The 24,925-nt window shown below is 42.1% G+C and carries 19 protein-coding genes; 10 read left to right on the top strand and 9 right to left on the bottom strand.

The features are described from left to right. Positions 1-4 precede the first annotated feature (4 nt). Together M8998_RS02685 and M8998_RS02680 are read left to right on the top strand one after the other, a co-directional pair. Positions 5-1,234, top strand: a complete 1,230-nt coding sequence (locus M8998_RS02685; protein WP_249990450.1) for a DUF4374 domain-containing protein — start codon at positions 5-7, stop codon at positions 1,232-1,234. Positions 1,235-1,324: 90 nt separating this feature from the next. Beyond that, positions 1,325-2,467, top strand: coding sequence for a PepSY-associated TM helix domain-containing protein (locus M8998_RS02680; RefSeq protein WP_249990449.1), 1,143 nt, complete (start codon positions 1,325-1,327; stop codon positions 2,465-2,467). Here M8998_RS02680 and M8998_RS02675 read toward each other — a convergent pair. Next, positions 2,464-3,930, bottom strand: a complete 1,467-nt coding sequence (locus M8998_RS02675) for a MoxR family ATPase (RefSeq protein ID WP_249990448.1) — start codon at positions 3,928-3,930, stop codon at positions 2,464-2,466. The two genes, M8998_RS02680 and M8998_RS02675, sit on opposite strands and share 4 nt — an antisense overlap. 79 nt (positions 3,931-4,009) lie before the next feature. Further along, positions 4,010-5,128 (bottom strand): vWA domain-containing protein, encoded by a 1,119-nt coding sequence (locus tag M8998_RS02670; RefSeq protein ID WP_249990447.1) that lies wholly within the window; start codon positions 5,126-5,128, stop codon positions 4,010-4,012. Positions 5,129-5,273: 145 nt separating this feature from the next. Between M8998_RS02670 and M8998_RS02665 the strand changes: the two genes are divergently transcribed. From M8998_RS02665 to M8998_RS02655, 3 genes are all read left to right on the top strand, one after another. Next, positions 5,274-5,600: a hypothetical protein gene (locus M8998_RS02665; protein WP_249990446.1), complete on the top strand. Its 327-nt coding sequence runs from the start codon at positions 5,274-5,276 to the stop codon at positions 5,598-5,600. A 321-nt stretch (positions 5,601-5,921) separates the two neighbouring features. Then, the gene (locus tag M8998_RS02660; RefSeq protein WP_249990445.1) at positions 5,922-7,061 is read left to right on the top strand and encodes a zinc-dependent alcohol dehydrogenase; all 1,140 of its coding nucleotides are present in this window, start codon (positions 5,922-5,924) and stop codon (positions 7,059-7,061) included. A gap of 6 nt (positions 7,062-7,067) precedes the next feature. Continuing rightward, positions 7,068-7,553, top strand: a complete 486-nt coding sequence (locus tag M8998_RS02655; protein ID WP_249990444.1) for a hypothetical protein — start codon at positions 7,068-7,070, stop codon at positions 7,551-7,553. A gap of 158 nt (positions 7,554-7,711) precedes the next feature. Here M8998_RS02655 and M8998_RS02650 read toward each other — a convergent pair whose 3' ends face one another. From M8998_RS02650 to M8998_RS02620, 7 genes are all read right to left on the bottom strand, one after another. After that, on the bottom strand, positions 7,712-9,286 hold the full coding sequence (locus tag M8998_RS02650) for a RagB/SusD family nutrient uptake outer membrane protein (protein WP_249990443.1): 1,575 nt from the start codon (positions 9,284-9,286) through the stop codon (positions 7,712-7,714). Between the two features lie 18 nt (positions 9,287-9,304). Next, on the bottom strand, positions 9,305-12,541 hold the full coding sequence (locus M8998_RS02645; RefSeq protein ID WP_249990442.1) for a SusC/RagA family TonB-linked outer membrane protein: 3,237 nt from the start codon (positions 12,539-12,541) through the stop codon (positions 9,305-9,307). 210 nt (positions 12,542-12,751) lie between these two features. Next, positions 12,752-13,762, bottom strand: coding sequence for a FecR family protein (locus tag M8998_RS02640; RefSeq protein WP_249990441.1), 1,011 nt, complete (start codon positions 13,760-13,762; stop codon positions 12,752-12,754). 83 nt (positions 13,763-13,845) lie between these two features. Next, positions 13,846-14,469 carry a sigma-70 family RNA polymerase sigma factor gene (locus M8998_RS02635; protein WP_249990440.1) on the bottom strand — a complete coding sequence of 208 codons (624 nt, stop codon included), beginning with the start codon at positions 14,467-14,469 and terminating at the stop codon, positions 13,846-13,848. Positions 14,470-14,615: 146 nt separating this feature from the next. Continuing rightward, on the bottom strand, positions 14,616-15,602 hold the full coding sequence (locus M8998_RS02630; RefSeq protein ID WP_249990439.1) for an NAD(P)H-quinone oxidoreductase: 987 nt from the start codon (positions 15,600-15,602) through the stop codon (positions 14,616-14,618). Positions 15,603-15,611: 9 nt separating this feature from the next. Continuing rightward, on the bottom strand, positions 15,612-16,994 hold the full coding sequence (locus tag M8998_RS02625) for a M20/M25/M40 family metallo-hydrolase (RefSeq protein ID WP_249990438.1): 1,383 nt from the start codon (positions 16,992-16,994) through the stop codon (positions 15,612-15,614). Between the two features lie 38 nt (positions 16,995-17,032). Next, on the bottom strand, positions 17,033-17,299 hold the full coding sequence (locus M8998_RS02620) for a hypothetical protein (RefSeq protein ID WP_249990437.1): 267 nt from the start codon (positions 17,297-17,299) through the stop codon (positions 17,033-17,035). 265 nt (positions 17,300-17,564) lie between these two features. Between M8998_RS02620 and M8998_RS02615 the strand changes: the two genes are divergently transcribed. The 5 genes from M8998_RS02615 (at position 17,565) to M8998_RS02600 (ending at position 24,810) form a co-directional block, all read left to right on the top strand. Next, a complete protein-coding gene (locus tag M8998_RS02615) occupies positions 17,565-17,891 on the top strand; it encodes a HesB/IscA family protein (protein WP_249990436.1) in 327 nt (108 codons plus the stop codon). Positions 17,892-19,179: 1,288 nt separating this feature from the next. After that, positions 19,180-20,616 (top strand): MAC/perforin domain-containing protein, encoded by a 1,437-nt coding sequence (locus tag M8998_RS02610; RefSeq protein ID WP_249990435.1) that lies wholly within the window; start codon positions 19,180-19,182, stop codon positions 20,614-20,616. A gap of 572 nt (positions 20,617-21,188) precedes the next feature. Beyond that, the gene (locus tag M8998_RS02605) at positions 21,189-22,112 is read left to right on the top strand and encodes a DNA/RNA non-specific endonuclease (RefSeq protein ID WP_249990434.1); all 924 of its coding nucleotides are present in this window, start codon (positions 21,189-21,191) and stop codon (positions 22,110-22,112) included. Between the two features lie 414 nt (positions 22,113-22,526). Continuing rightward, the gene (locus M8998_RS16330; protein WP_502957352.1) at positions 22,527-23,549 is read left to right on the top strand and encodes an acyltransferase; all 1,023 of its coding nucleotides are present in this window, start codon (positions 22,527-22,529) and stop codon (positions 23,547-23,549) included. 214 nt (positions 23,550-23,763) lie between these two features. Further along, the gene (locus tag M8998_RS02600) at positions 23,764-24,810 is read left to right on the top strand and encodes a collagen-like domain-containing protein (RefSeq protein WP_249990433.1); all 1,047 of its coding nucleotides are present in this window, start codon (positions 23,764-23,766) and stop codon (positions 24,808-24,810) included. Positions 24,811-24,925 lie beyond the last annotated feature (115 nt).

Below are 24,925 nucleotides of genomic sequence, written 5' to 3'. Positions count from 1 at the left end.
TGATATGATCAATTTAGAACCCACGAAAAAATGGGCTTGGAGCGTGGCACTAGCTGTAGCGACGCTTGGCTTCACCGTTACTTCTTGCAGTGATGATAACCCTACGACAGACGATGTAGTCGATCCGGAATTTGCTGTGATTGTCGGCACCGACAACGGTCGCTATATGCTGCCAATTGAAGACTTAATGAGTGGTGTGATATCTCCTGTTGGAAAAGGAACCAATGTTTCAGAAATCCTAACTTGGGAAGAGAATCTAATGCAAAAAGGACGGGATATCTATCATGTAAACCCAGATGCAAACAAATTCGGCAAATACCGCTTTGAAAATGGGGTACTAAAGACGATTCGTGAAATCCCCTTCTCGCAATTACCAACCCTATACCTAGGCTGGCATGCTTGGTTAAGCGAGACCGAACTGATGTTCGGCGCGCGTTCTAATAATTTTTACGCCGTAGTGGATGTCGAGAAAATGGAAGTCACCAAAAGTGGTGAATTCGATAAAACCGGTATTCCGGCCAACCATAGCAGGCGTGTATTTTCGGTGTTGCCTCAAGGCAATAAGCTGTTTATTGGTTACGGATTGTACAATGAGCAAACGCAAGTGCACTACGATAAATCATATACTGCGGTATTGGATTACCCAAGCTTGTCTAACTTAGAAGTAACCGGAGAAGACTCCCGCTCAGCACCATTAGGTACAGTACGCAACTCCTATTTCAGCAATTTCCGTGACAATGGTTATACGTATATCCTAACGATCCCGATGCCTGTGCTAGGCGGTGGTAAAGCGAGCTTGCCTACCGGTGTGTATCGCGTGAAAGATGGCGAATACAAATTAGATCCGAACTATTTCTTCAATATCAGCGCGCAGCGCGGTGGCGATAACCAATTAGGCGTAAGTTACATTGGTAACGGCAAAGCAATGCTGATCAGTGCACACGATACACAAAACAATATTAAAGAGTTCAATGACTGGTGGTATGCTGCTATGTGGGAATATTTAATCATTGATGTCAATACACAGCAAGTAGTCAAGAAATTGGACTTCCCGTTAGTGGGTAACTCCAGATCTGGCGTAGTGCACAATGGCAAAGCCTATATCGCGGTGAATGATCCTAAAGCAGATGGGGTATACATCTGGGAATACGACTCCAACACCGATAAGCTAACTCGTGGTGCACGTATCGACGGTGCCGACGGAGACACGCCTATGTTGTACAGATTGAAATAAAACCCTACATCTACATCCGTATCTTCCTGCTACACCAAATGGCAGGAAGATATTTTTTTGACCAGCTTTTCCTGAAGAGATATTGTTAGCATGAAAAAAATAGTATTAAAAATAAATGCCTGGCTACACTTATGGCTTGGATTGATATCGGGTATTGTAGTCGTTATTCTATCTATCACGGGCTGCGCCTTGGTTTTCGAAGAGGAAATTAAATACTCTTGGCTCTATAGCGCATCTCCTGATCACCCACAGCAAACTGAACTATTAGCCCCCAGTGTAGTTTACCAAAAAATTAAAAACATTTATCCAGATAAAGAGTTGGAAAGCTTCTGGTACTACGGTCATCGTAAGCCAATTAAAATTGGCATCAACCATGGAGATACTTTGATGTATGTAAATCCGTACAATGCGCAGATCATAGCGGAGGTAGATCATGAGGATTTCTTTCATTTCATGGACGAAGGGCATCGTCATCTCTGGATGCCAACAGAAATCGGTCGGCCTATTGTCGGTTGGGGAACGTTGCTATTTTTTGTGATCACTCTATCCGGCTTGATACTTTGGTGGCCGAAGCGTTGGAGCAAGCGCATGGTTAGGCAAAGCTTCACGATCAACTGGAAAACGAAATGGAAGCGCATCAACTATGATTTACACAATGTGCTGGGCTTTTATTCTCTCATTTTGGCGCTGGTGATGGCCTTTACCGCCATGATGATGTCGTTCCCTTGGCTACGCAAGTCGGTGATTGACCTGGCCGGAGGTTATCCAAGATCTCCCCGTAAAACGGAAGTAGTACAACCTGAAACATATCGGCAAAAGATAAACGCACTAGCTACTGCCGATTCTATCTGGTATAAAGTACGTACTGAAATTGCTCTAAAAAATAAAGATGCAGTGATCATACACATCCCGGAAGAAGACGAAGACGTCGTCTATGCTTGCACCGATATGCAGGATGGCAGCTGGCGGGATTTACGCTTTGATCGCTATACGTTGGAATTACTTCCCACCTCTCAGCAACCTATTGGCGAAGCCAAAACCGCAGAATGGATTTCCCGCGCTAACTTTGGCTTACACACGGGCTATATCGGAGGGCTGACCACCAAAATTCTCTATTTCGTGGCCAGCCTGATTTGTGCTACGCTGCCGGTTACCGGCTTTTATGTGTGGTGGGGCAAACGTAAAAAGAAAAACCCAAAGAAGACAACAAAGAAAAAGCTAGTCGCTATTTAAATCTTATCCCGAAGGTATCCATGAAAATTATCCTCAAATTGTGAGCCTTTGCCCGAACGGTACTTGCTCAACTTATTGTTCAGCGTGAGTCCCCACAGCAAGAATTCACTCAGGAAATAGATATCTTCGGGCTTCGTATCTGGTTGATATTGTGTCAGCAGCTGTTGCAAAGGCTTTACCTGATCCAATTGTTCCCGGTAATCCGCGTCATTGGCCTCATCAGATAAATGGATGCCATCCGATTCAGAGAACCAACGTACGATATCATCGTACGGATACCGTTGGTTTTCGCGCTCTAGTTTTTCCACTTTCGGAAATAGTGTGGTGAACAAGGTTTTTACGGCACTTTCTATCAATTGAATGGCTACTGTGGCGGCACCTTCCTGCTCGCCTTCGTACACGAGCTCTACCTTTCCGGTGATGGCAGGAATAATTCCCATAAAATCGCTAAGACGAATTGCTGTAGCGCTATCGCCACTCCGTAGCAAGCGTAATTCGGCGGCACTTAATAAGTTTTGGAATGCCGTAATTCCCATCCGAGTACTCACCCCACTTTTCGCATCAATAAATTCACTTTCTCTCGCTTCAAAACTGATCTGTTCGAGTAGATCACGTGCCAATTCCGGCACATAAATCTGTTCTTTCTGCGCACTTTCCAATCCGGCTTCCTGCTCGGTGATACGTTTGGCAATAGCTACAGAGGTCGGATAATGCGTGAGGATTTGCGAGCCAATCCGGTCTTTCAACGGTGTAACGATGCTGCCGCGATTCGTATAATCTTCGGGATTGGCGGTAAATATAAATTGTATATCCAATGGCAAGCGCAGCTTAAAACCGCGGATCTGGATATCGCCCTCTTGTAAGATATTGAATAATGCGACCTGAATTCTGGCTTGCAGATCGGGCAGCTCATTAATCACAAATATGCAACGATTCGCGCGAGGAATCATACCAAAGTGGATCACGCGGTCGTCAGCATAATTCAACTTCAGGTTAGCCGCCTTGATAGGATCCACGTCGCCGATCAGATCTGCTACGGTGACATCCGGCGTAGCCAATTTCTCTGCAAATCGCTCACTCCGATGTAGCCAAGTAATAGGGGTATCGTCTCCATGCTGCTGCAATTGATCTACCGCGTAGCGAGAGATCGGCTCAAAAGGATCATCATTGATCTCCGATCCGGCGACCACAGGGATATATTCGTCCAATAGATTGATCATCAAACGTGCCAAACGCGTCTTTGCCTGCCCGCGCAAACCAAGTAGGTTGATGTTGTGTTTTGAGAGGATCGCTCGCTCTAATTCGGGAATCACGGTATCTTCGTAGCCGTGCACGCCTTCAAAGACTGTTTCACCTTTTCTTATTTTCTCCATTAAATTCTGGCGTAACTCCTCCTTGATATGTTTAGGCGTATAGTTCGCTTTCTTTAATGCACCAAAAGTGTTAATTTCTGTATAATTCATGGAACTTAATTATCGTGTTTAGTGTGTTCATTTAATAAGCATGCGCTTATACTACTTATGGCTTAAAGCCGTACTATTTCTATCGGATACGTTTCTTCCGATTGTCTTCATAATCCGAAAATATCATCTCGCCTAGATCGCCCAAACCGGTGTAATAAGCTTTGCCATGATTGGAAGCCGTAAATTCATCCACAAATTCTTGCAGATAAGGATCTGAGGTAATCATGAAGGTCGTGATTGGAATACCCAACTTGCGCGCTTGGGCGGCCATGCTGTAGCATTTGCTGGTAATAATCGGATCCAAACCCATCGGGTTTTTGTAGTAGGTGCCGTCTGGCATATTTAGACAACTTGGCTTGCCATCTGTAATCATAAAGATCTGCTTGTTGGCATGGCGTTTCCGCCGCAGAATATCGAGCGCCAGCTGTACGCCAGCAACGGTATTGGTGTGAAAAGGCCCGACCTGCAAGTACGGTAAATCTTTAATAGCTATTGGCCAGGCATCATTACCAAAAACGATTACATCTAAGGAATCTTTCGGATACCGTGTTAAGATAAGCTCCGATAGCGCCATGGCGACTTTTTTGGCTGGGGTGATACGATCTTCTCCATACAAAATCATGCTATGGCTAATGTCAATCATCAACACAGTACTCATCTGCGATTTGAATTGCGTATCTTCTACCACCAGATCATTTTCTGACAGGTTAAATTCACCGATTCCATGGTTTACCTGCGCATTCTTAAGGCTTTCGGTCATTGAAATCTTATCCAAGCTGTCGCCGTACTGGTAATTTCGTAGATCGCCCGTATTTTCATCACTCTGACCACTATATTTGGTCTTATGATTGCCGGAAATGCCTTTTCGCATCTTTCCAAAAATCTGTTCCAACGCATTCTGTCGTAAGGCTTTTTCCATCTTGGAGGTAATCCCCACACCGTTGCCTCCCAAGTCAGGACGCTCCTGAATGTATCCTTTGTTCTTCAGGTCTTCTATAAAATCATCCACCGTGTATTCTGGCGTAGTCAGTTTAAATTCTTTGTCTAGCTGCCTCAACCAGTCGATCGCTTCATCAAAATCCCCGGAAGTATGTGTGATCAGTTCCTTAAATATATCAAAAAGCTTATCGAAGGGTGTCTGAAAGGGAGCTTCATACTGCTTGAAAACAAATCCATTATTTCTCTTCCCGTTGCTCATAATTTAAATTTACAACATAATTTCTGGTATCTGTGCACGGAGTAGATACAATATGACGTTATCGTGAGAAGGATCGGTATGTAGACAAAACATAAATTGATAAACTTTGTACTGTTTATTTCAGGTTCACTATTCACATACAAAAATGGAAAATCAGCACGATGCATACGACTTATCCTACCTTCCTGTTGCTAGCGAATACAGGGAGATCATTGAACAATTGATCAGCAATAAAGCGAGCGGTAAAATATTCTATTTTGACCCAAAGAATCGTGTGGAAGAGACAACCGGGCAAGTAATGGAGTTGATCGGAGACCAGGGTTCGGGCATGTTTGTTACCACAGACAGCGGAACGCTTGTACGTATTGACCGGATCATTACGATTTTCGGAAAGCTAGGCGCCGCCTACGACGAATACAATACCTTTAGCTTTTGTGGTATGGGTTGTGATCCAGACGATAAACAACAGTAGACCTAAATACATTACGAGTATTCAAGACAGAATCATCTGGCTTCTTGAACCTCAACTGTTATCTATATCGTGAGCAGTTAGTGCCCCTCAACTCCGCCATAATGATACCCTCAAGTGAAGGGAAGCCTCTAAAAAATTAATGTTATCGTTCGAAAACATAACGATTGACGTAATTCTAACAGCCTCCACGTAGAAAGCCTCCTCTCCGTGGAGGCTTTCTACGTGTTACGCACGCTATCAAAACAATCTGTGATGCAACTTGTGGTACAAACAACATCTCATCAAGTTGGAAACAACGTAAAACATAAGCCTATGTTAGCAATGAACTATAGAGGCCCTTATCGGGTCCGAGCTGAACAGAAACCCATGCCGGAAATCCAGCATCCAGAAGACGCCATTATACGCGTTACGAGATCCTGCATTTGCGGATCAGATCTTCATCTGTACCATGGTATGGTACCCGACACCCGAGTCGGATCTACGTTTGGTCACGAATTTACCGGAGTGGTCGAAGAAGTAGGACCCTTAGTACAAAATTTGAAAGTTGGTGATCAGGTATTGGTTCCTTTTAACATTGCCTGTGGTCGATGCAACTTTTGCAAACAAGGTCTTTACGGTAATTGCCATGAGACCAATACCATGTCTACTGCGGTAGGTTCTATATTTGGCTATTCGCATACCGCTGGAGGATTTGATGGCGGCCAAGCCGAATACGTGCGCGTGCCCTATGCTGATGTGGGGCCAACGGTGATTCCAGCAGATATGGATCCGGATGATGCAGTGCTCTTAACTGATGTGGTACCTACAGGATACCAGGCGGCCGAAATGGGTGGTATAAAAAAAGGCGATACGGTCGTGGTATTTGGTGCCGGACCAATTGGTATTATGGCGGCCCGATGCGCTTGGTTTTTTGGTCCTTCCCGTGTGATCATTATTGATCAGATTGATTACCGCCTGGAGTTCGCTCAGAATTACGCAAAATGCGAAGCCTATAACTTCAAAGACATGGAAGATCCGGTACTATTTATCAAAAAAATCACGGACTGGTATGGTGCCGATGTGTGTATTGATGCTGTGGGGTGCGAAGCCGATGGCAATACACTACAAACATTTACAGGAAGAAAAATCATGATGCAGGCGGGTGCTGCCACCGCATTGCAATGGGCAATCAACTCTGTCAAAAAAGGAGGCATTGTGTCTATTGTGGGCGTATATGGACCGCCATTCAATATGATACCGGTAGGCAATGTGCTGAACAAAGGATTGACCATTCGTGCCAATCAGGCATCTGTAAAACGCCTGCTTCCTAAGTTGATCGATCATGTGCAATCAGGACGTTTAAATCCGAAAGAATTAATTACACATCGTGTACCACTGGAAGAAGTGGGAGACGCCTATCGCCTATTCTCTTCTAAGCTCGATAATTGTATCAAAACAGTATTAATTCCTTCTACAAAATAGTGAACTATGACTTCTAATACAGAAAATTATAAAGATATCCCCGGTTGGGGAATGGATGCAGATCCGAAAAATGAACCGACGTATCCTATGAAAGAATATACGGGTGATGATCACAAGCGTAGCAACTACGAACGTGCCCCACAGCAGAAGCAGAGTGTAGAGCTACTGCAATCGCTGGAACGACCGGAGCCCTCGCGTGTATTCGGGGCGACCGTACCTCCCAGCGGATTGAGCGGAGCGATCAGGCGATATGCTTTTAAGCACAGCGAAGACAAGGTACGACATTGGATACCCCTACTCATGGCCGATCGAATTCAGGTTTGGGAAGGTCTTGTCGAAGATTTGACAAAAGGATATATTCCTAATATAGTAGCCGAACGCGGTTTGGCGACAGAATGGAAACACAATCCAAAAGGAATGTTGAAGAAAGCCGCGGTATGTGCTACCATCGCACTGGTGATTGGCTGTGCACTGCGCCGGAATAAAGGTTAATTTGAAAGTGCCATAGTGCCATGCTGAGTATGCAAAGGAGATCATACGCAACGTGGTTATCTAGTTCGGAACTACGCTAACTGTGTTAAGCAAGCGATACTAAATACGAAAGCCCCCACATAAGTGGAGGCTTTCTGAGTTTTTACTTACCGATTCAATTACCAACCGCTGTTTTGTGTAAGCTGCGTATTGAAGATAAGCTCATTGGCTGGGATAGGCCAAAGGTAATCCCGCCCAGGATTGAAAGTACGACGTTCTACCGTGACATAGTTGTTGAAATCGCCACGAGAAGAATCGTAATTATTAAATATCCCTTGCGCTACGCCTTGCATCACGTTTTCTGCGATGCCCCATCGGCGGATGTCGAACAGGCGATTGTCTTCTACTGGAAATTCAACATGACGCTCTCGACGCACTAATGCACGCAATGCCTGTTGATCTGGATGAGTAGCAGGCGTAGCCGCAACCATATTAACACCTGTCCGCTGCCGCACCTGATTAATGGCAGCGTATACAGAAGGATCGATTTGTCCTGATTCGATCTTTGCTTCAGCATACGTCAATAATACTTCGGCATACCGCATGATCATCACATCAGCTCCTGCACTACGATCCCATTCACCGGAGATATTCGCTGGTACAGCTTTTCTATAATAATAACCGGAGAACGATGCGTTAGACTTGCCCAGTGCATCTGGTGAATTGGGGTTGGTCACGTCAATGGTCACGCCATTTACTGGTGTACCCGGTGTTACAATAGTGAGTCCTAACCGGGGGTCACGATTGGCAAATGGCGCTGCTGGATCGTACAATGGAGAAACGTCAATCGTTTGTCCGTCGGTACATTCGTATGCATCTACCAATCCGCGTAGCGGAACAATTTGTCCCCAACCTGCTAAACTCGGCCCGCCAATCCAAGTGGCATTGGCATTAGGATAGGTATTTTCCAAATAGCGAGCAGAAAGAATAATCTCTGTACTATTCTCATTTGTTCCGTTGAAAAGGCTTAGGTAATTGTTGTCGATCGTATACACGCCCAAATCCATCACCTGTTGCGCTGCAGCTGCGGCTTCCAGCCACTGGCCGCTATACAACAAGGTACGCGCTTTTAGCGCAAGCACAGCGCCTCTAGTGGCTCTACCTTGCTTAGCACTTTCTCGCGTAATTGGTAAGCTCTCTGTAATTTCCGTCAATTCGTTTATCACAAACGCAACGATTTCACTCTTTGGTGTCTTGGCTATCTGAAATTCTTCTGGACTTGGCGTTGTAGTATATAAAACGACATCACCGTATAATCCGGTAAGTTGCTGATACGCAAAGGCACGTAAAAAACGAGCTTCACCAATTAATTCTGCTTTCACTGTGGGATCCATATTAGGTACCCGATCTATGTTGTCCAATACATCATTCGCCTTGGCAATCATCTGGTACATGTATCGCCAATTTTTAAGAAAGACATCCGTATTTGGTGTAGCACTGCCATTGGCAGCAAATTGGATATCTACGGGCCAGTTGCTCCAAGAATAACTATCGTCTGTAGCACAAGACATAAAAAAGCGCTCATCTGAACCTAAGAATCGGTACACATCATTCACCGAACGCTCCGCATCTGCTGTGTTTGTCCAATAAGTGGTATTACCTAAAGAATCCAGCGGCTGTCTATCCAACTGATCGTTGCAAGAGATCATTAGGAGAAGCCCCGCCAGGCTATATGTTATTTTTTTTCTGATCATGTTGATTTAATTGTACGATTAAAAATTAGCGTTAAGTCCGAAGGATATGGTACGCACCTGCGGGTAAAAACGATTGTCATTTGGCGACTCTGGGTCTAAATCTTTTGGAAGCGACGTGATAGTAAACAAGTTCTGCGCTCCTGCAAACAGACGCAGATTGCTAATGAAAGAATTTCCTATGACGCTTTTAGGTAGCTTGTAACCAATAGTGACATTCTTAAGGCGAACGTATGCACCACTTTGCACCCAGAAATCAGAAGGTTGGTAGTTAGTCTGGTATGGCACCAAACGTGGATAGGCCGAACCAGCGTTGTCTGTGGTCCAGGCGTCTAACCAGGCCGAGCGGAAGTTGCCATCCTGATTGATGGGCGCTCTTTCCAGATTCAACGTATTGATATCTACCTTAGCGACGCCTTGGAAGAAAGCGCTAAAGTCAAAACCTTTATAGTTAGCTCCTAATGTTAAACCGTAGTTGAAGCGTGGGATATTGCTACCCAAATAGGCAAAGTCATTCGTGTTATCGAAAACACCATCTCCATTAATATCGCGGTAGATCAAGTCGCCTGGACCAACCTGTCCAGACAAGGTGGTAGAACCAGCTACTTGTGCATCATTCTGATAAATTCCGTCTACCAGATAACCATAGTATGAACCAATAGGGCGACCTACATAGTTTCCAATATTTAATCCATTACCATCTGTTGCATTGTAATCGGTTCCTTTTAAATCTAGAATTTCATTACGTACGTCAGAAAGATTCAATGCTACATTGAAGCGGAAATCTTCGTTAACGGGTTGGTTATAGTTGAGCGAGAGTTCCCAACCTCTATTGCGTACCGAAGCTGCATTCTGGAAACTCGCTTCCAATCCTACCGCTTCTGGGATCGGCAATTGCAATAAGATATCATTCGTTTGTTTGTCGAATATATCTAGGGTTACATTCAAGCGGTTAAACAAGGTAAAGTCCAATCCCAAATTGGCAATATCGGTCGTTTCCCAGGTAAGTCCAGAATTAGGATAAATCTGCAACCCTGTACTTGGATTGAGGACACCGCCAAATGGATAACTGCGTAAGATATAATTAGACTGATAAGGATAATCGCCAATGGCATCGTTACCCAAACGCCCGTACGATGCACGGATTTTTAAGTCTTGTACAAAGCGAACATCCTGCATAAATGCTTCTTCGGATACGCGCCATCCTACGGATGCAGATGGGAACCAACCCCAACGTTGCCCGTTCGAGAAGCGGGAAGATCCGTCGCGACGAAGATTGGCTTCTAAAAGGTATTTGCCTTTAAATGCATAATTTACTCTTCCGAAGAAAGATATCAACGTGTATTCACGCGCTGTACCTCTTGCCAACTGCGAAGCTTCCGATCCAGCATCGATCTCAGTTAGGTTATTGTTAGGCATGTCGAACCGTGTACCCAACAAGTCATCTGTACGTTGCCCTAAATAAGATGCACCGCCCAAAAACTTGAAATCGTGATCATTGATCACTTTGGTATATTCTGCTAAACCCTGATAATTCTGATTGATGTAACCGATTGCATTCTTCGTGATTTGATCACGGCCGATGGGCGATGACGCATTCACATAGTTAAAACGCTTCGAATGATTGGTGAGGTATTGATTCTGAAAATTATTGGATGCAACGGCGCTCAGCATCAACCCTTCTACCGGCAGGTAATTCAACCTGAAATTGGTGGTAAACAAACGGTCATTATTAGAAAATATGCCTCCTTCTTCTTGCAAACGCAGTACGTTGTGTTCTCCACGTAGCGCGCGCCAGTTACCATTTTCATCTTTAGCAGATTCCAATGGATTAATTCTGGAAGCCTGACCAAATTGAAACCAGGCTGAACCAGCGGCTGCCTGCGGTTCATTTCGACCGGATAATCGACCAGAAATGTCTGCGTTAAAATTCAATTTTTCGGAAATCTTAAAATCCGTATTCAAACGAATGGTGAGACGGTTGAAATCCATGTTTTTAATCAGACCCGCCTGATCAAAGTAGTTGGCAGAGAAACGGTATTTATTCTTTTCATTTCCACCAGCCAAGGACATACTATGCTTTTGCTGGAAGCCAGAGCCAGTGAGGATATCGCCAAACCAGTAATTGTCTGGAAACTGGTTCATATCTCGATTTGGATCATTGTATGCATTGATACGGTCTTGATTGTACACCGGCGTGTTACCCGCATTGGTGTTCATCTGGTTCACCAATTGCATAAACGATTGCGCGCCCACAAAGTCTGGTGTGCGAATCGCTTCCTGCCAGCCAAAATAGTTACCATACGACACTTGCGTACCGCCTTGTGCACCTCTTTTGGTGGTCACCAGGATTACGCCGTTTGCGGCACGAACACCATAAATAGATGCAGCGGCCGCATCTTTCAATACCGAGATGTTTTCGATATCATTGGCATCTATATCGTTTAGGCTGATCGAGTTATCGTAACGTATTCCATCTACCAATATTAAAGGGCTACTGTCATTCAATGTGCCCATACCTCTGATATTTAGCATACCTTGATCGCGACCTGGTTGACCGCTATTCGTAGTTACAGTAAGCCCGGCAGAAAGTCCTTGCAATGCTTGTGTGGCCTGGCCAACTACCTGTCTGTTAATATCTTCGGATTTTACAGTAGATACCGAACCTGTTAGGTTGACTTTTCGCTGTGTACCGTATCCTACTACTACAATTTCATCTAATCCTTCGGCCGCAACTTCTAGTACGGTTTGGATAGTTTGCTGTCCGGTATACCGCACTTCCGTAGGTAGAAACCCAATAAACGAGAAGGTCAATGTTTCGCCGGTAGCTACTTCTAAATTATACTGGCCATTCTGATCAGTCGAAGTACCTCGGTCGGTGCCCTTTATACGTACGCTTACGCCTACTAAGGGATTGCCTTCCGTGTCTTTTACTTCGCCCGAAACGCGCTGCTGCGATGCAGGATTGTTGATCACGATCAAGTTATTTTCCATTTCTGTAAATGAAATGCCTTTAGCGCCCAGCACCTTTTTCAAAACGTTGATGACAGACTCATTTTTGGCATTGATGTTCACCGTTCCCTTGCTCGCTAAAGCATCTTGATTGAACACAAAGCGGTAGTCTGTTTTGGATTCGAGTGTGTTTAAAAGCGCTGTAATAGAGATGGATCGATGCTGCATCGTGATCTTGTTCTGTGCATGCACCTTGGCATAACTCTGTAGATGCAGCAATAGCATAAAAAACACAATCAACTTCATGGTCATAAGCTTTTTAAAAAGTCCATGCCTTCTAAAAGCACCACTTGGGTGTTGAAAAAAAATCATAAATTTAATACAAATTGGATAAAGGACGGCATCGGCAAATGCTGTCCCGATTCTTGTTTATTCACAGTGATTAGGTGGAAGCTGCCTGGCAGCTTTCACCATTTATGTAGGTTGTTTTGAACTACTCATTTTGACTAGGTTTTTTTAGTATTTGGTTATGGTAATCTGGTTATCATCGACTTGATATTGAAATGATGCCGCCAATTGCAATGCTGCTAGAATTTCTTCCAGGCTTTCTTGTTCGAATCGTGCAGTAAATCGCATCTTAGCGAGTTTGGCCTCTTTAAACTCCAAGCGTATGTCATATTTTCTTTCTAATACTTTGGCTAAATCGGCAAACGTCTGATCCTTAAAGACTAATTTATTTTCTAACCAAGTCGTCTCCATGGCTTGTACATCGGTCGGTTTGAGGAAAGTTATTTTGGCTTTTTGGGCGAGTACATTGTTACGGGCATCGGGCCGCTTTGCTGGCTGATTGGAAATGATGACCTTATCAGATGGACGCAATAAAATGGGTTTTGCTTTTTTATGCGTAGCAGTCACTTCCAACACGCCTTCAATCAAGCTGGCTTCGGTGATTGTTTCATCTGGATACGCGCGTACGTTAAAGCTGGTACCCAAAACCTTTAATAGCGCATGCTGCGTGTTCACGATGAATGGCCTATCCTGTTCTTTTGCTACACGAAAGAACGCTTCACCTACGATGGTAACTTGCCGTACATCTTTGTCGAATTTATCCGGATAGTAGAGTGTGCTTTTATAATTCAATATCACTTCTGTACCATCGTCTAATATGACTTTCTGTTGTTTACGATCGGCTACAAATTTTTGCTCTGCTGGCCCAGCATTATAGAAAACAAATAGACCTATCGCCAGTATCAAACTGGCAGCTAGTCCGATCGGAAGAATGAACTTCACCAAACGACTTCTTCGCCGAGGTGGCTGATGGTCGATGCGTTGCAATACTTTTTGAAAGAGCTCGCGATCACGGCGATTTTGACTATGCTTGTCCGACCAGTAGTGCTCCAGTAACTTGTACTCTAGAAGCAGATCGGGATATTGGAGCAAAAGCGCATCGAACTCCAATGCCTCTGCGGCACTGAGTTGATCCCCTAGCTTTTTGCTAGCCAAATACTGAAATCTATCTTGTTGCATGGAATTTCATAGGTGGCCATAGGAAGCCTTTCCATAGGTATGACAACAATTTTGCAAAAAAGGCGTAGAAGAAAAATGAGATTTTATAAAAAAGGTAAAATCAGGATCGCAATGGAATAGAACTTATTAGATAAGCGAGCTTTATCGCGATCAACATAAGCTTTTAAGAGACCGGATATTTTCTGAAAAGCTAGGCGCATGTGTGTTTGAACGGTACGTGCAGAAATGTTCAAGAGTTTGGCCACCTCATCATACTTCATCCCATCTTCTTTCACTAAGCGAAAGACCAGCAACGTTTGTGTAGGTAGTCGTGCTATGATGCCATCAATCTTTGCAAAAAACTCCTTACGCTCTAGCAGCGTATTTGGATCGGTACTATCAATTACTTTGACGGTATCTGAAAGATCGACATGTAATTGCAAGTGTGAGAACTGCTTGAGGTAATTTAGTGCTTTATTTTTAACGGCTGCGTAGAGGTAGGATCGCGGCTTCAAAACGTGGTGCAGCGTCGTCCTATTGTTCCAAACATGCACAAATAGGTCAGACACAAGCTCTTCCGCAGCGGCTTCATTGTGAATGATGGTGTCGCAGAATATCAGTAAATTGCTATTAAGCTGATAGAAAAGCAGCTCGAACGATTTTAAATCGTCTTGGAGACAGACCTGATCCCATAGTCTCTTTAAGTGATCGTTTGAAATCTCTTGCATGTATTCGGTAGAATGCGACCAATATACAAATTTGAGATCAACTACTAAAAACTGGTGATTATGGTTGGTCGAGAAACAGATTTATTGGAATGCAAATATTGCGCCGTTGATCTAGAACAAGTTAAGGAGGTTTCTTTATCTAGAAATCATACTGTCAGCACAATCTTACCCACATGTCCGCCTTTTTCCAGCCAGGCATGTGCTTTCTCGACCTCTTGAATAGGGAATACCTTTTCTACGATTGGTTTTATAACGCCAGATGCTATTTTTGGCCAGATTTGCGCACGCAACCCTTCTGCAATACCCGCCTTCACATTAAACGATTGTGGCCGAAGAAAACTACCGGTTAACGAGATTTGTTTCTCCATAATTTGTGGAATTGGCACGGTGACTTTGGCTCCGGTGAGAAAGGCGATCCAGACCAACCTTCCCCCCTTACCTAATACCTTTATATTACCTGAAACGGTTGTTTCTCCCAACATATCCAGTATGACGTGGATCGAACCAGACAATTCCTGTACTTTCTTTACCCAAAGTTCGTCCAACAAAATTGCCGCATCGGCACCGATGTCCTGACATAATTTTAACTGCTCTTCTTTACGAGCAGTAATGACGACACGATGTCCCAGCGCTTTTGCCATCTGTATAGCGGCTACTCCGATCCCGCTTGCTCCTGCATGGACCAACAAGGTTTCCTTTTGACTGTTGCCAAGCTTGCCTTGCATAAAAACATTGAACCAAACGGTAAAGTAGGTTTCTGGCAAGGATGCCGCCTCTGCAAATGACCAGCCTGCTGGCTTGGGCAAACAGTGCCGCTCATCTACCCACACATATTCAGCATATCCACCTCCGTGCGTAAGCGCACAAACTTCGTCGCCAGCTCTCCATCGGCTTTCGCCAAAAACCTGTTCTACGACACCGGCCACCTCCAACCCTAAAATTGGTGAGGCATCAGCCGGAGGGGTATACATTCTATCGCGTTGCAAAATATCGGGTCGATTTACTCCTGCCGCTTTTACCCGGATAAGCACTTGTCCTTCTGCCGTTGGATGTGGATAAGGAACATTTTCCCATCGAATTTGCGGGGAATTATTGGCATAATCCAATTTAATTGCCTTCATGAGTTCCATCATCCTGCAGGTTTATTTTGGTAATTGATCTATTTGTGAATCCACCAGGTATAGTAAGGAGGCAATTGCTGCTACACCAGATTGAAGTTCCCGTCGGTCTACCGCTTCAAAAACATCTTTATCGGTGTGATGCAAATCAAAATAACGATGTGGATCCGGTCGGAAGTTGAACATGACGGTATTTGGAAATTGCTTGGCCCATATACCCGAATCTACGCCCGGACTGCCCTGCAAAAAGCGAGATACCCAATATTGTTGCTCAAATAAGGGTTTCCAAGTTGACTGAATCCAATCTACAGATTCCCGGGAAGCTTTAATATCAAAACCCCGGGGAGCAAATCCTCCGGCATCGCTTTCAATTGCAGCAATAATTTTTTCCTTATTCTCTTCTGCTAACTCTCCATATCGTGTAGCACCATGTACGCCATTTTCTTCATTCATATAAAAGACTAAGCGAATGGTATGTTTTGGCTTATAGCCTAATTTCATCAACGTGCGGATCGCGTCCAGCGTACCCATGGTTCCCGTTCCATTATCATGCGCACCTTCGCCAACATCCCAGGAATCGATATGTCCACCGATGGTGATAATTTCATCTGGCTTCTCACTACCGCGCCATTCTGCAATGACATTATGCGTTTGCACAGGTCCCTTCCATCCTACATGTTGCTCCAGGTAAACTTTGGATTTTGGATTTTGTTGTAACGCTGTATGCAAGCGTTCTGCACTTACCACTGAAATAGCCATCGCTGGAATACTATCTATTCCTTCTACATATCGGGTACCGCCTGTATGTGGAAAATCATCTCTTGTCGAGGAAGAAAGCGAGCGAAATAAATAGGCTACCCCGCCAAATTTAGCTACTTCCGCCGGGCCACGACTACGTTGCGCTGTATTCAATCCGTAGGCCATTCCGGTTTCTACCAATGATTCATCCCAAGGCTTGTTTACGAAGACTATTTTTCCATATACATTTTCTCCGTGATCCTGTAACTCAGACAAGTATTCTACTTCCAGCACTTCGGCTTCCAACCCCTCTTTAGGTGTGCCTATAGAACCTCCCAAAGCCAATACTTGCAAAGTATCGTTATTGCCAACTAAAATTGCCTTTTCCGGTGCTCCTCTATCCCAATAGGGAACGGTTACATCCTGCAAGTACACGCGATCAAATGGCAATGTTTTCATTAAGGACTCAGACCATCGGACTGCTTTCTCCGCTCGATCAGATCCCGCGATACGATGGCCAATTTCTTTTGTGAGATACCGTAAATCGTCGTAAGCTTCTCCTTTTGTGAGCGAATGACGATAGATTTCGCGCATCATGGTCGTGTCTGTTTGCGCAAAAGAGCCAGACGTAAGCCCTATTGTTGCAAGGGCTAATAGTAGTTTATGCATGTTTTGTAGTGGAATCGATAGATTACGTAACAATTAATCTAATAGCTCACGTTAATCAATGAACGCATAGGTATTAACACCCCTGCTTTCAATACAATGTATTTCTCTGTCAATGACCAAACCGTCGTTTCCACGCGTTTCGCGCCATCTTCTGTCATAAACGTTAATGCTACCTTTGATTTAAACTCATTCCCTAGGCGTAATGCCCCTGACAATTTAGAGGCAAATTCATCTGTACGATCCACCTCAGCAGGAACAAATTTATATTGCTCAATCTCTTCCTTCTCGATCAAAGTTGCTGTCATATCTTATTCAATTAAATGCTAAAAATTCTCTCCTTAAATATTTCAAACAATTTACGAAAAACAAGACGTTATATTTTACTAAAAATCGTTAATTCTCGTAATTGCATTGCAATTATTACAATAAAACACTCTCTAACAAGCCAATATAACATCGCAGCTTGTAATTTATTCAGATCTGAAAATGATATGACACAAATCAAACGGGATCGCATTGTTTTTTTTCCAAATATTACGGTTATTTGTATATATACTAAAAAGGCATATCATGGTGACCGTCACAGAGAAAGCGAAAGCACGAATAGATGAGATTTTAATGGATGAGCAGTACAATGGCTCGTACTTTGTTCGCGTTGCGGTGGAGAGTGGTGGATGTTCAGGACTTTCCTATAAGTTAGATTTCGACAATGTCGAGAAAAAAGGAGATCAGTTTTTTGAGGATAATGGTGTAAAGATTTGTCTAGACATCAAATCATATTTGTACTTGGCAGGCACAGAGCTGGACTATACAGACGGCTTAGGTGGTAAAGGTTTTGAGTTTCATAACCCTAATGCCTCCCGCACTTGTGCATGTGGAGAGAGTTTTTCTGTTTAATAAATCAATACATATAGTTTGTAATGGGTAAGCAACTCTAATTAGAGTTGCTTATTTTTTGTCCTTATATAGTACTTATCCGAGATTACAAGGCCAGGAAAACATATGCGCAATACATAACAAAGCCCAATCCGATGAAAGATTGGGCTTTGTTATTTTATTCTTCATTTTCAGAATAAAGATTTACAACTTCTCTAGAATAAATTCCACATCTTTTAAGTTTACAAGTCTTTCTATATCTCTAGTCTCGTCATTGAGTAACACAAATTGAAATTTGGGCTCTAGGGTATAAAAGCCGTTTCGAAATCCTGTTAGTCTATCAAAGACCAAATCGGACTGCGTTACTTCCTCATCATTTAAAACATCAAATATACTGCCCCCATCCTTTGGCACAGCTTTTATCTTAAAATTGGGTAGAGAATCAGGATCTGTAATCCTACTGCTCGCACCATTGAAATCTGCACCTTCCCCATACGCTTCTAGATAATTATTAATTTTTAATACTTATCTCTCAACGAGAAGCTCCCAATTTGATTGCAGCCAATCATTTATAGAGGCTTGATCAGAGGTGTAACCTCTATTAACAAGCAAAGGATTAACTGTTTCCCAACTATTATCCAAAAATGTAGCAAATATTCTAATTGCTCTATCTATGATCATCATATACACTATTTTAAACGGCTTTTTAGTTATCTATGAATTCTATAACCGGTTCCATTGCCTGCCTTCCAATCACCTATTTTACTTTCTATATTTCTAATTATATTACCAGAGCTGTCCCATGGTCTTATATCAAAATCATAGAGCCCTGACCCGTAACTAAATGGATGGACCTCATAAATTCCTTAACATAGCATACAACGAATGAATAATCATATTGGCCTCCAAGCTCGCTCTGGCATTATCATGAATATGTATTTTTTATCGACTATGATGTACCTCAAAAGAGGCTTCCTTCCTATTGTAAAGATACTTATTTATACCGCCCTCAGTAATCTCACATTGACACACTAAAGCAAAATAAACTGATCAGAGAAATTAAACTTTATGATAAAATAATATCCTAATGAGTATTTTTAATAAAATCAACAAAAAAAGTCAATTTAATAACTAAATAACATTCAATATATAAATAAGGTTAACACAAATTCATGAAGAGATATTTTTTTTCGCTTAAAAATAGGTAAAATCAAATTTAATTTTCATTTATTCATTAAAAAAGGTAATTTAGTGTCATAGGTATGATCAAGGAGATTATACACCAAACTATTATTTATTCTTATTTTTTATGAAATTGAAACAGTTTGCCAAATTGGCAGCTATTTCTGCTGGATTATTATTTGCAGCAGCGTGCCAAAAGTCTATCCTAACAGACAGTGAGACTTCAGGCGGTTCCTCCACCAACCCTCGAAGTGCAAGGCACCCAGAATATCATCACATTGGTTACGGGTATGACGCTACTGGCGAATATGCTAATCAATCTGCGGTCAAGAATTCAGTTGTAGACGTAGCCAGATTATCAGCCAGTGGACAAGGTCGTTATGTGAGCGGTCCATCTTCCGGTCAACGTTATTATGAAGAGTATGGAGAAAATGCAGAACAGTATTCGCGGAAGGTATCTCAAAAAATTTCTGCGACAACCGGATTTCCACTTTTCGGCGGTACGATTAGTGCTTCTTATAGTTCATCAAATGAAGGGTCATATTCATTCGACGGTAAGCACGTATACGGTAACTATCATTTGTTAATTAGAAAGCGACGAATCAATCTAAACGCGCCTCCTGAAACTCTTCAACAATTTTTGAGCCCTCAATTTTCGCTAGACATAGTTAGCCAGTCCCCGGAGTATATAGTGCGGAATTATGGCACGCATGTGATGACAGACATATATGCAGGCGGTAAATTTAACATGACCTTTCAATCGGAAACTAGAAATAGTAATAGGACTGAAGCTGCTCGATCAGGTATAAAAGCCTCAGCTAGCTTCGTATTTAACGCATCAGTTGAAGAAGCAAATAGCGTTGACGTAAGTCAAGCAAATCAAAACTTCTCAAAGAAATTAGTATACTATACCGAGGGAGGAAATTCATCTATTGGGTTAAGAGGAGAGATAAATTTGGATATATCAAACCCTACAATCAATACAAATAACTGGCAAAATAGTGTAACGTGGGATAACGCCGAGTTGATTGACTTTGGTCCTGATGGCTTAATTCCTATATACGATCTTATTCCGAACCCAACAAAGCGTCAGCAAGTTAAGGGGTATGTAGATCATTATTTATCGAATAACACAGTGAAAAATATTCATCGACGTGTACCTGTTTATTCTCTTTATGCGCCTACCACGCGGAATCAAAGTCACAATCACTGGTTAGCTCTCAATCCAGGTGCAGAATGGGCACAAGCAGTTAATGAAGGAATAAGTTTTTATGCTTTTAGTTACCAAGCTCCGGGTACAGTGCCTGTTTATAGGTATTATCATCAAAGATTTAATAACATAATCCACGTGATTAACCCAGGGAGAGAGAATTTGAGCGGCTTCACGTATAGCCATATAGATTTTTACGCCTACCCAACACCAAACAATACCAATGGTACTCCTACAATACCAATACATAGATATCAAGATGTGAGGAATTTTGACCATTATTTTACCCCGGTAAGAACAAATATTAATAATTACCAGTACGAAGGAATAGAATTTCACGCGCACAATAATTAACAACAACACTTAAGTCCCTCCATCGCGAGGGGCTTTTTTCACACCCACACGTCTGCAATCAAATCCCTGTCACCAATATTCTCAAGTGCATCAGCAATTAACAGAAAATACGGTTTTCTACTATTCCCCTGTAAAAAACTAGCTAAACCCACCGAATCTGGATACTGAGATGGATTCTTGTAACTCAGCAGAAAGGTGGATCGCACAATATATTATCTTTAGTCAATGCAATCGACGTAGCTCATAATAGAATGGGTTAATGCTGGTAGTTGAGTCTAACACACTGGGTATTGAGTGGACGCGTAACATCTCATGCGAGCGGAGAACACATAAAAAGTTAGGGCGAATGATTAATTCGCCTTAATCGTAAATTATACTCTTCTCCGTTTTATCTATCAGCTTCAAACCAAAAAAATAGACACATTGAAAATAACATGCTGTAGGTATTGATTACAGATGATCCGGGAAATATAATCTAGACCACACTTCCATAATATTATCCTTTTGTTAAGAATAGTAATATTCATTGAATCGGGATAAATCATATATTATCTTTAAAGAAAAAAATAATTATGAAACAAAAATTACATTACAATTTGATCCTATTTACTGCGGTATTTTTATTATTTCAAGCCTGTAAAGATGCAGCTCCTACGTTACCAAATTCATCTGCGATTACCGAAGCCAGAAGTGTAAGAGGCACACCAAATGCCGGTAATGATGCGCAACCTCCAAATGGAGACAATAGTAACCTATTTCTTGGAAATCCGTCCAATGCACAAACGGCAATGGTGTTCAATAAAAACTACCTGATTGATATGAAATACTTCACTCTTTCCTACGATTCAGACAAGGGTGTGCCTAATTGGGTATCCTGGTATTTAGATAAGAAATCAATCGCCGCTAACGCTCGACGGCAAAATAACTTTGCGGGATACTCTGGCCTTCCAAGCAATTGGTATATGGTGCGACACAATAGCTATACTCAATCAGGGTTTGATAGAGGGCATAATTGTCCATCTGCAGATCGCTTGAGCTCTGTCGAGGCAAATTCCGCTACCTTTTTAATGGTAAATATGATTCCACAAGCTCCACGCAATAATCAAGGCGTGTGGGGTAATTTCGAGTCGTATCTAAGAACAAGAGTAAATCAGGGCAATGAGGTGTACATCATTATGGGATCTTATGGAACCGGTGGCACGGGAAGTAATGGCACCGCGCACACCATAGATCAGGGACGCATAGCAGTACCATCGAACGTGTACAAGATCGCTGTTATTCTACCAGAAGGCGGCAACGATCTTGCGAGGATTGAAAGAGGTGATGTGGAAGTAATCGCCATCAATACGCCAAATGTCAATGTGCTGGATTCAAACTGGCGTAATTATAGAGTTACAGTTAGATCCATAGAAAATGCAACTGGCCATAACTTCTTTTCCAGGCTTTCACCGCGATCTCAAACTGAGCTAAAAAACAGGTTAAATAACGCAGCATAATACTACTGTAAGCCTTAATAGAGTTACTTTACAAGTAACTCTATTAAGGCTTACAAATTATTTCCCAAAGTGTCAAGCTTTGAAATACCGAATGGATCTAAGTGGATAAAAAAACGCTTTATCCCCCCTTTTGATCAATATTTTACTACAGAAAATCGGCATTTCTTCTACTATACACAGAAATGTATAGAGTTCTATACTCCTAAAACAGCGAACTAAAGATCACCAATGAAAGTCGTTCCTAGAAAGGCGCCTTTAAAATCCAAACCTTTGCAGTCAAATCACCTTGATCAATATTTAAATCATCTGCAATTGCAAGCAGCTGCTTTCTCTTTTACAGGGATACGTACTTGTAATTTTTTAATATCAATACATGTATTTTATCCATATATTCGCAGGAAAACTAACTAAAGAATGGTAAAGCGAGATTACAGTTTCGATATACTGAGGGGTATAGCAATTATTTTTGTAATTTATATTCACGCCTATAGCTTCTCAGGAGCGAGTACCGAAATCACTTTCCAAACCGTTTCGAATGTTCTTTCGCGACAGACTGTAAATTTCGCTGTTCCCCTATTTTTGGTACTTTCAGGCTATTTCATGGCTAACAAAAGCATTGGCAACACTAATGAGTATTTTAGTTTCTTGTGGAAGAGACTGCCAAGAGTCCTTTTGCCTTTCCTCATATGGAGCGTAATTTACAGCGCTCATTCGTTGTACACCGGTCAACCCATTGGCGCAATAGTTAAATCATTCACTAGATTTCAAGCGGCTGTTCCGTTTTACTTCATTTTGCTTATTTGTCAATACTATGTGCTTCAGCCATTGTTGAGGATATTGGGAAGTAATTTTAGAGGGCTCGTCCTGTCAGTTCTTATCAGCTTCCTCTCCTGCTTGTTTATACAATATCTAAGATATGTACACAAGATTTATTTGCCGCTCTACATGTATGGTGGAGCCTTTACTACGTGGCTTTGTTTTCCAGTATTAGGCGTTTATTTATCTAGTCACAAGATCTCTCAACTAAAAAAGTACCTCCCAGTAATAAGTATTTTCACTTTGGGATTATCAGTAATTGCGTCTATGTACATAATTGCCAAATATGGCGATGTTGTCAGTGCTGTTAGTGCTGTTAAAATATCTTCTTTTTTATACTCAATTAGTATAATCCTATGGTTATTTTCGATTAGACATACTTTCGGTTTTAATAATTTTTTAGTGAAACTCGGAGAAATGTCATTCGGGATATACTTCTCACACATGCTAATCCTATTTCTATTAAGGTTTTCGTTTCATCGTATTACCGGTGAACACATTCCTCAGGATGCGATATCTTCTATATTATTGACCGTTATAACCGTTATATTTGGTTACGGATTAGGAATTTTCCTTAACAAGATTAACAAGAAAGCAAGCGGATTGTATTTAGGTTATTAATTACATTTTAGGTCGAAGGCTTTACCAAACGGCACACCATTATCCAGCCATCAATTAGGTTACGCCTAAAATTTCTATCCTGAAGGAATATGCCTGCCATTGAGTTAAAAACCAACCCACTATATGCTTCAATATCCCTATATTTGGGAAAAAATTGTTAACAGCAAAATAGCGTATGGAAAAATTAAGAGTGCTAGTATATATACTAGCTTGCATGATGGTGGTTTTAAACGTCCAGTCATGCGCCAAAGACGGTAGCCCTGGCGAAGATGGCATCGACGGAACAAGTGGAGTTGATGGTGCCGATGGAACAAAAATTTATAGCGGTAGTGCAGATCCGACAAATGCAACAGGTGCTATTGGTGACTTTTATATTAATATGAATAGTGGATTGCTATTTGGACCGAAAGCAGAAAGTGGATGGGGCATAGGTTTTAAACTTAAGGCTACGGATGGGAAAGATGGTACAAACGGGAAAGATGGCATCAATGGAAAAGATGGAGCGACGGTGTTGAATGGATTTGGAGTTCCACAGGATAATTTAGGCAAGAACGGAGACTTCTACATAAACACAGAAACACTAGTCCTATTTGGTCCAAAATCTGCTGATGGATGGGGCAATGGTATTAGCTTAAGAAACGATGAGTACTATGGCGTAAAATCGTATAAGGTTCAGGTAAAGTTTAATAAGTATCCTATTGGTCAAACTTATCGAGAGACCCATCCTGATGTACATCTGGAGTCAGAATCTTACAACATGCCTTATCTCAATAGTTCTACGATACTTGGTGTTTATGTAAGCTACGGTGGAGTTTTTGGATTGCTTAGAGATTTGCCTTCTCAAATTTACGATCCACATAAGATCGATTCGGAAAACTGTGCACCGTGCTGGATAGAACTAAATAATTACGATCAATTGACGTATGGAAAATATATTAGATTATCCACTAGAGCCGGAATTGGAAACGTCGGGTTTCAGTACGGACCAAGCGGTCTAGGCATCGGAGCTGGAAATACGAATGACGCGATTTACTTCAGATTACAGGGGTATACATATCAGCCTATATTCCCCGATGATGCCCCAGAGATATCAGGACCAATGGAACCAGATTTCAACTTTTTAGAACGTGATATTACTGTAGGAATAATGGTGAAATACATGCTCGAAAAAGAATACGAGATATTGGCAAAACAGCATCCTGACGTGGAGAGATTTTTGAGAATGCCGGCCGGTGATAAAGTGTTGAACATTTCAAAGTAATTGCATTCTTCAAAGGTGAATTTTTTAAAATGCAACACCTCCAGAAAAAGTTTGTTTTTTGGAGGTGTTGCATTTAGAACGGTTTAATTCAATAAAAGCTTTATTCTGAGTCCTC

This window comes from Sphingobacterium sp. lm-10, from assembly GCF_023554555.1.
Taxonomy (GTDB): domain Bacteria; phylum Bacteroidota; class Bacteroidia; order Sphingobacteriales; family Sphingobacteriaceae; genus Sphingobacterium.
Note: the sequence above shows the minus strand (reverse complement) of the source record. Positions and strands in the feature narration are given on the sequence as shown.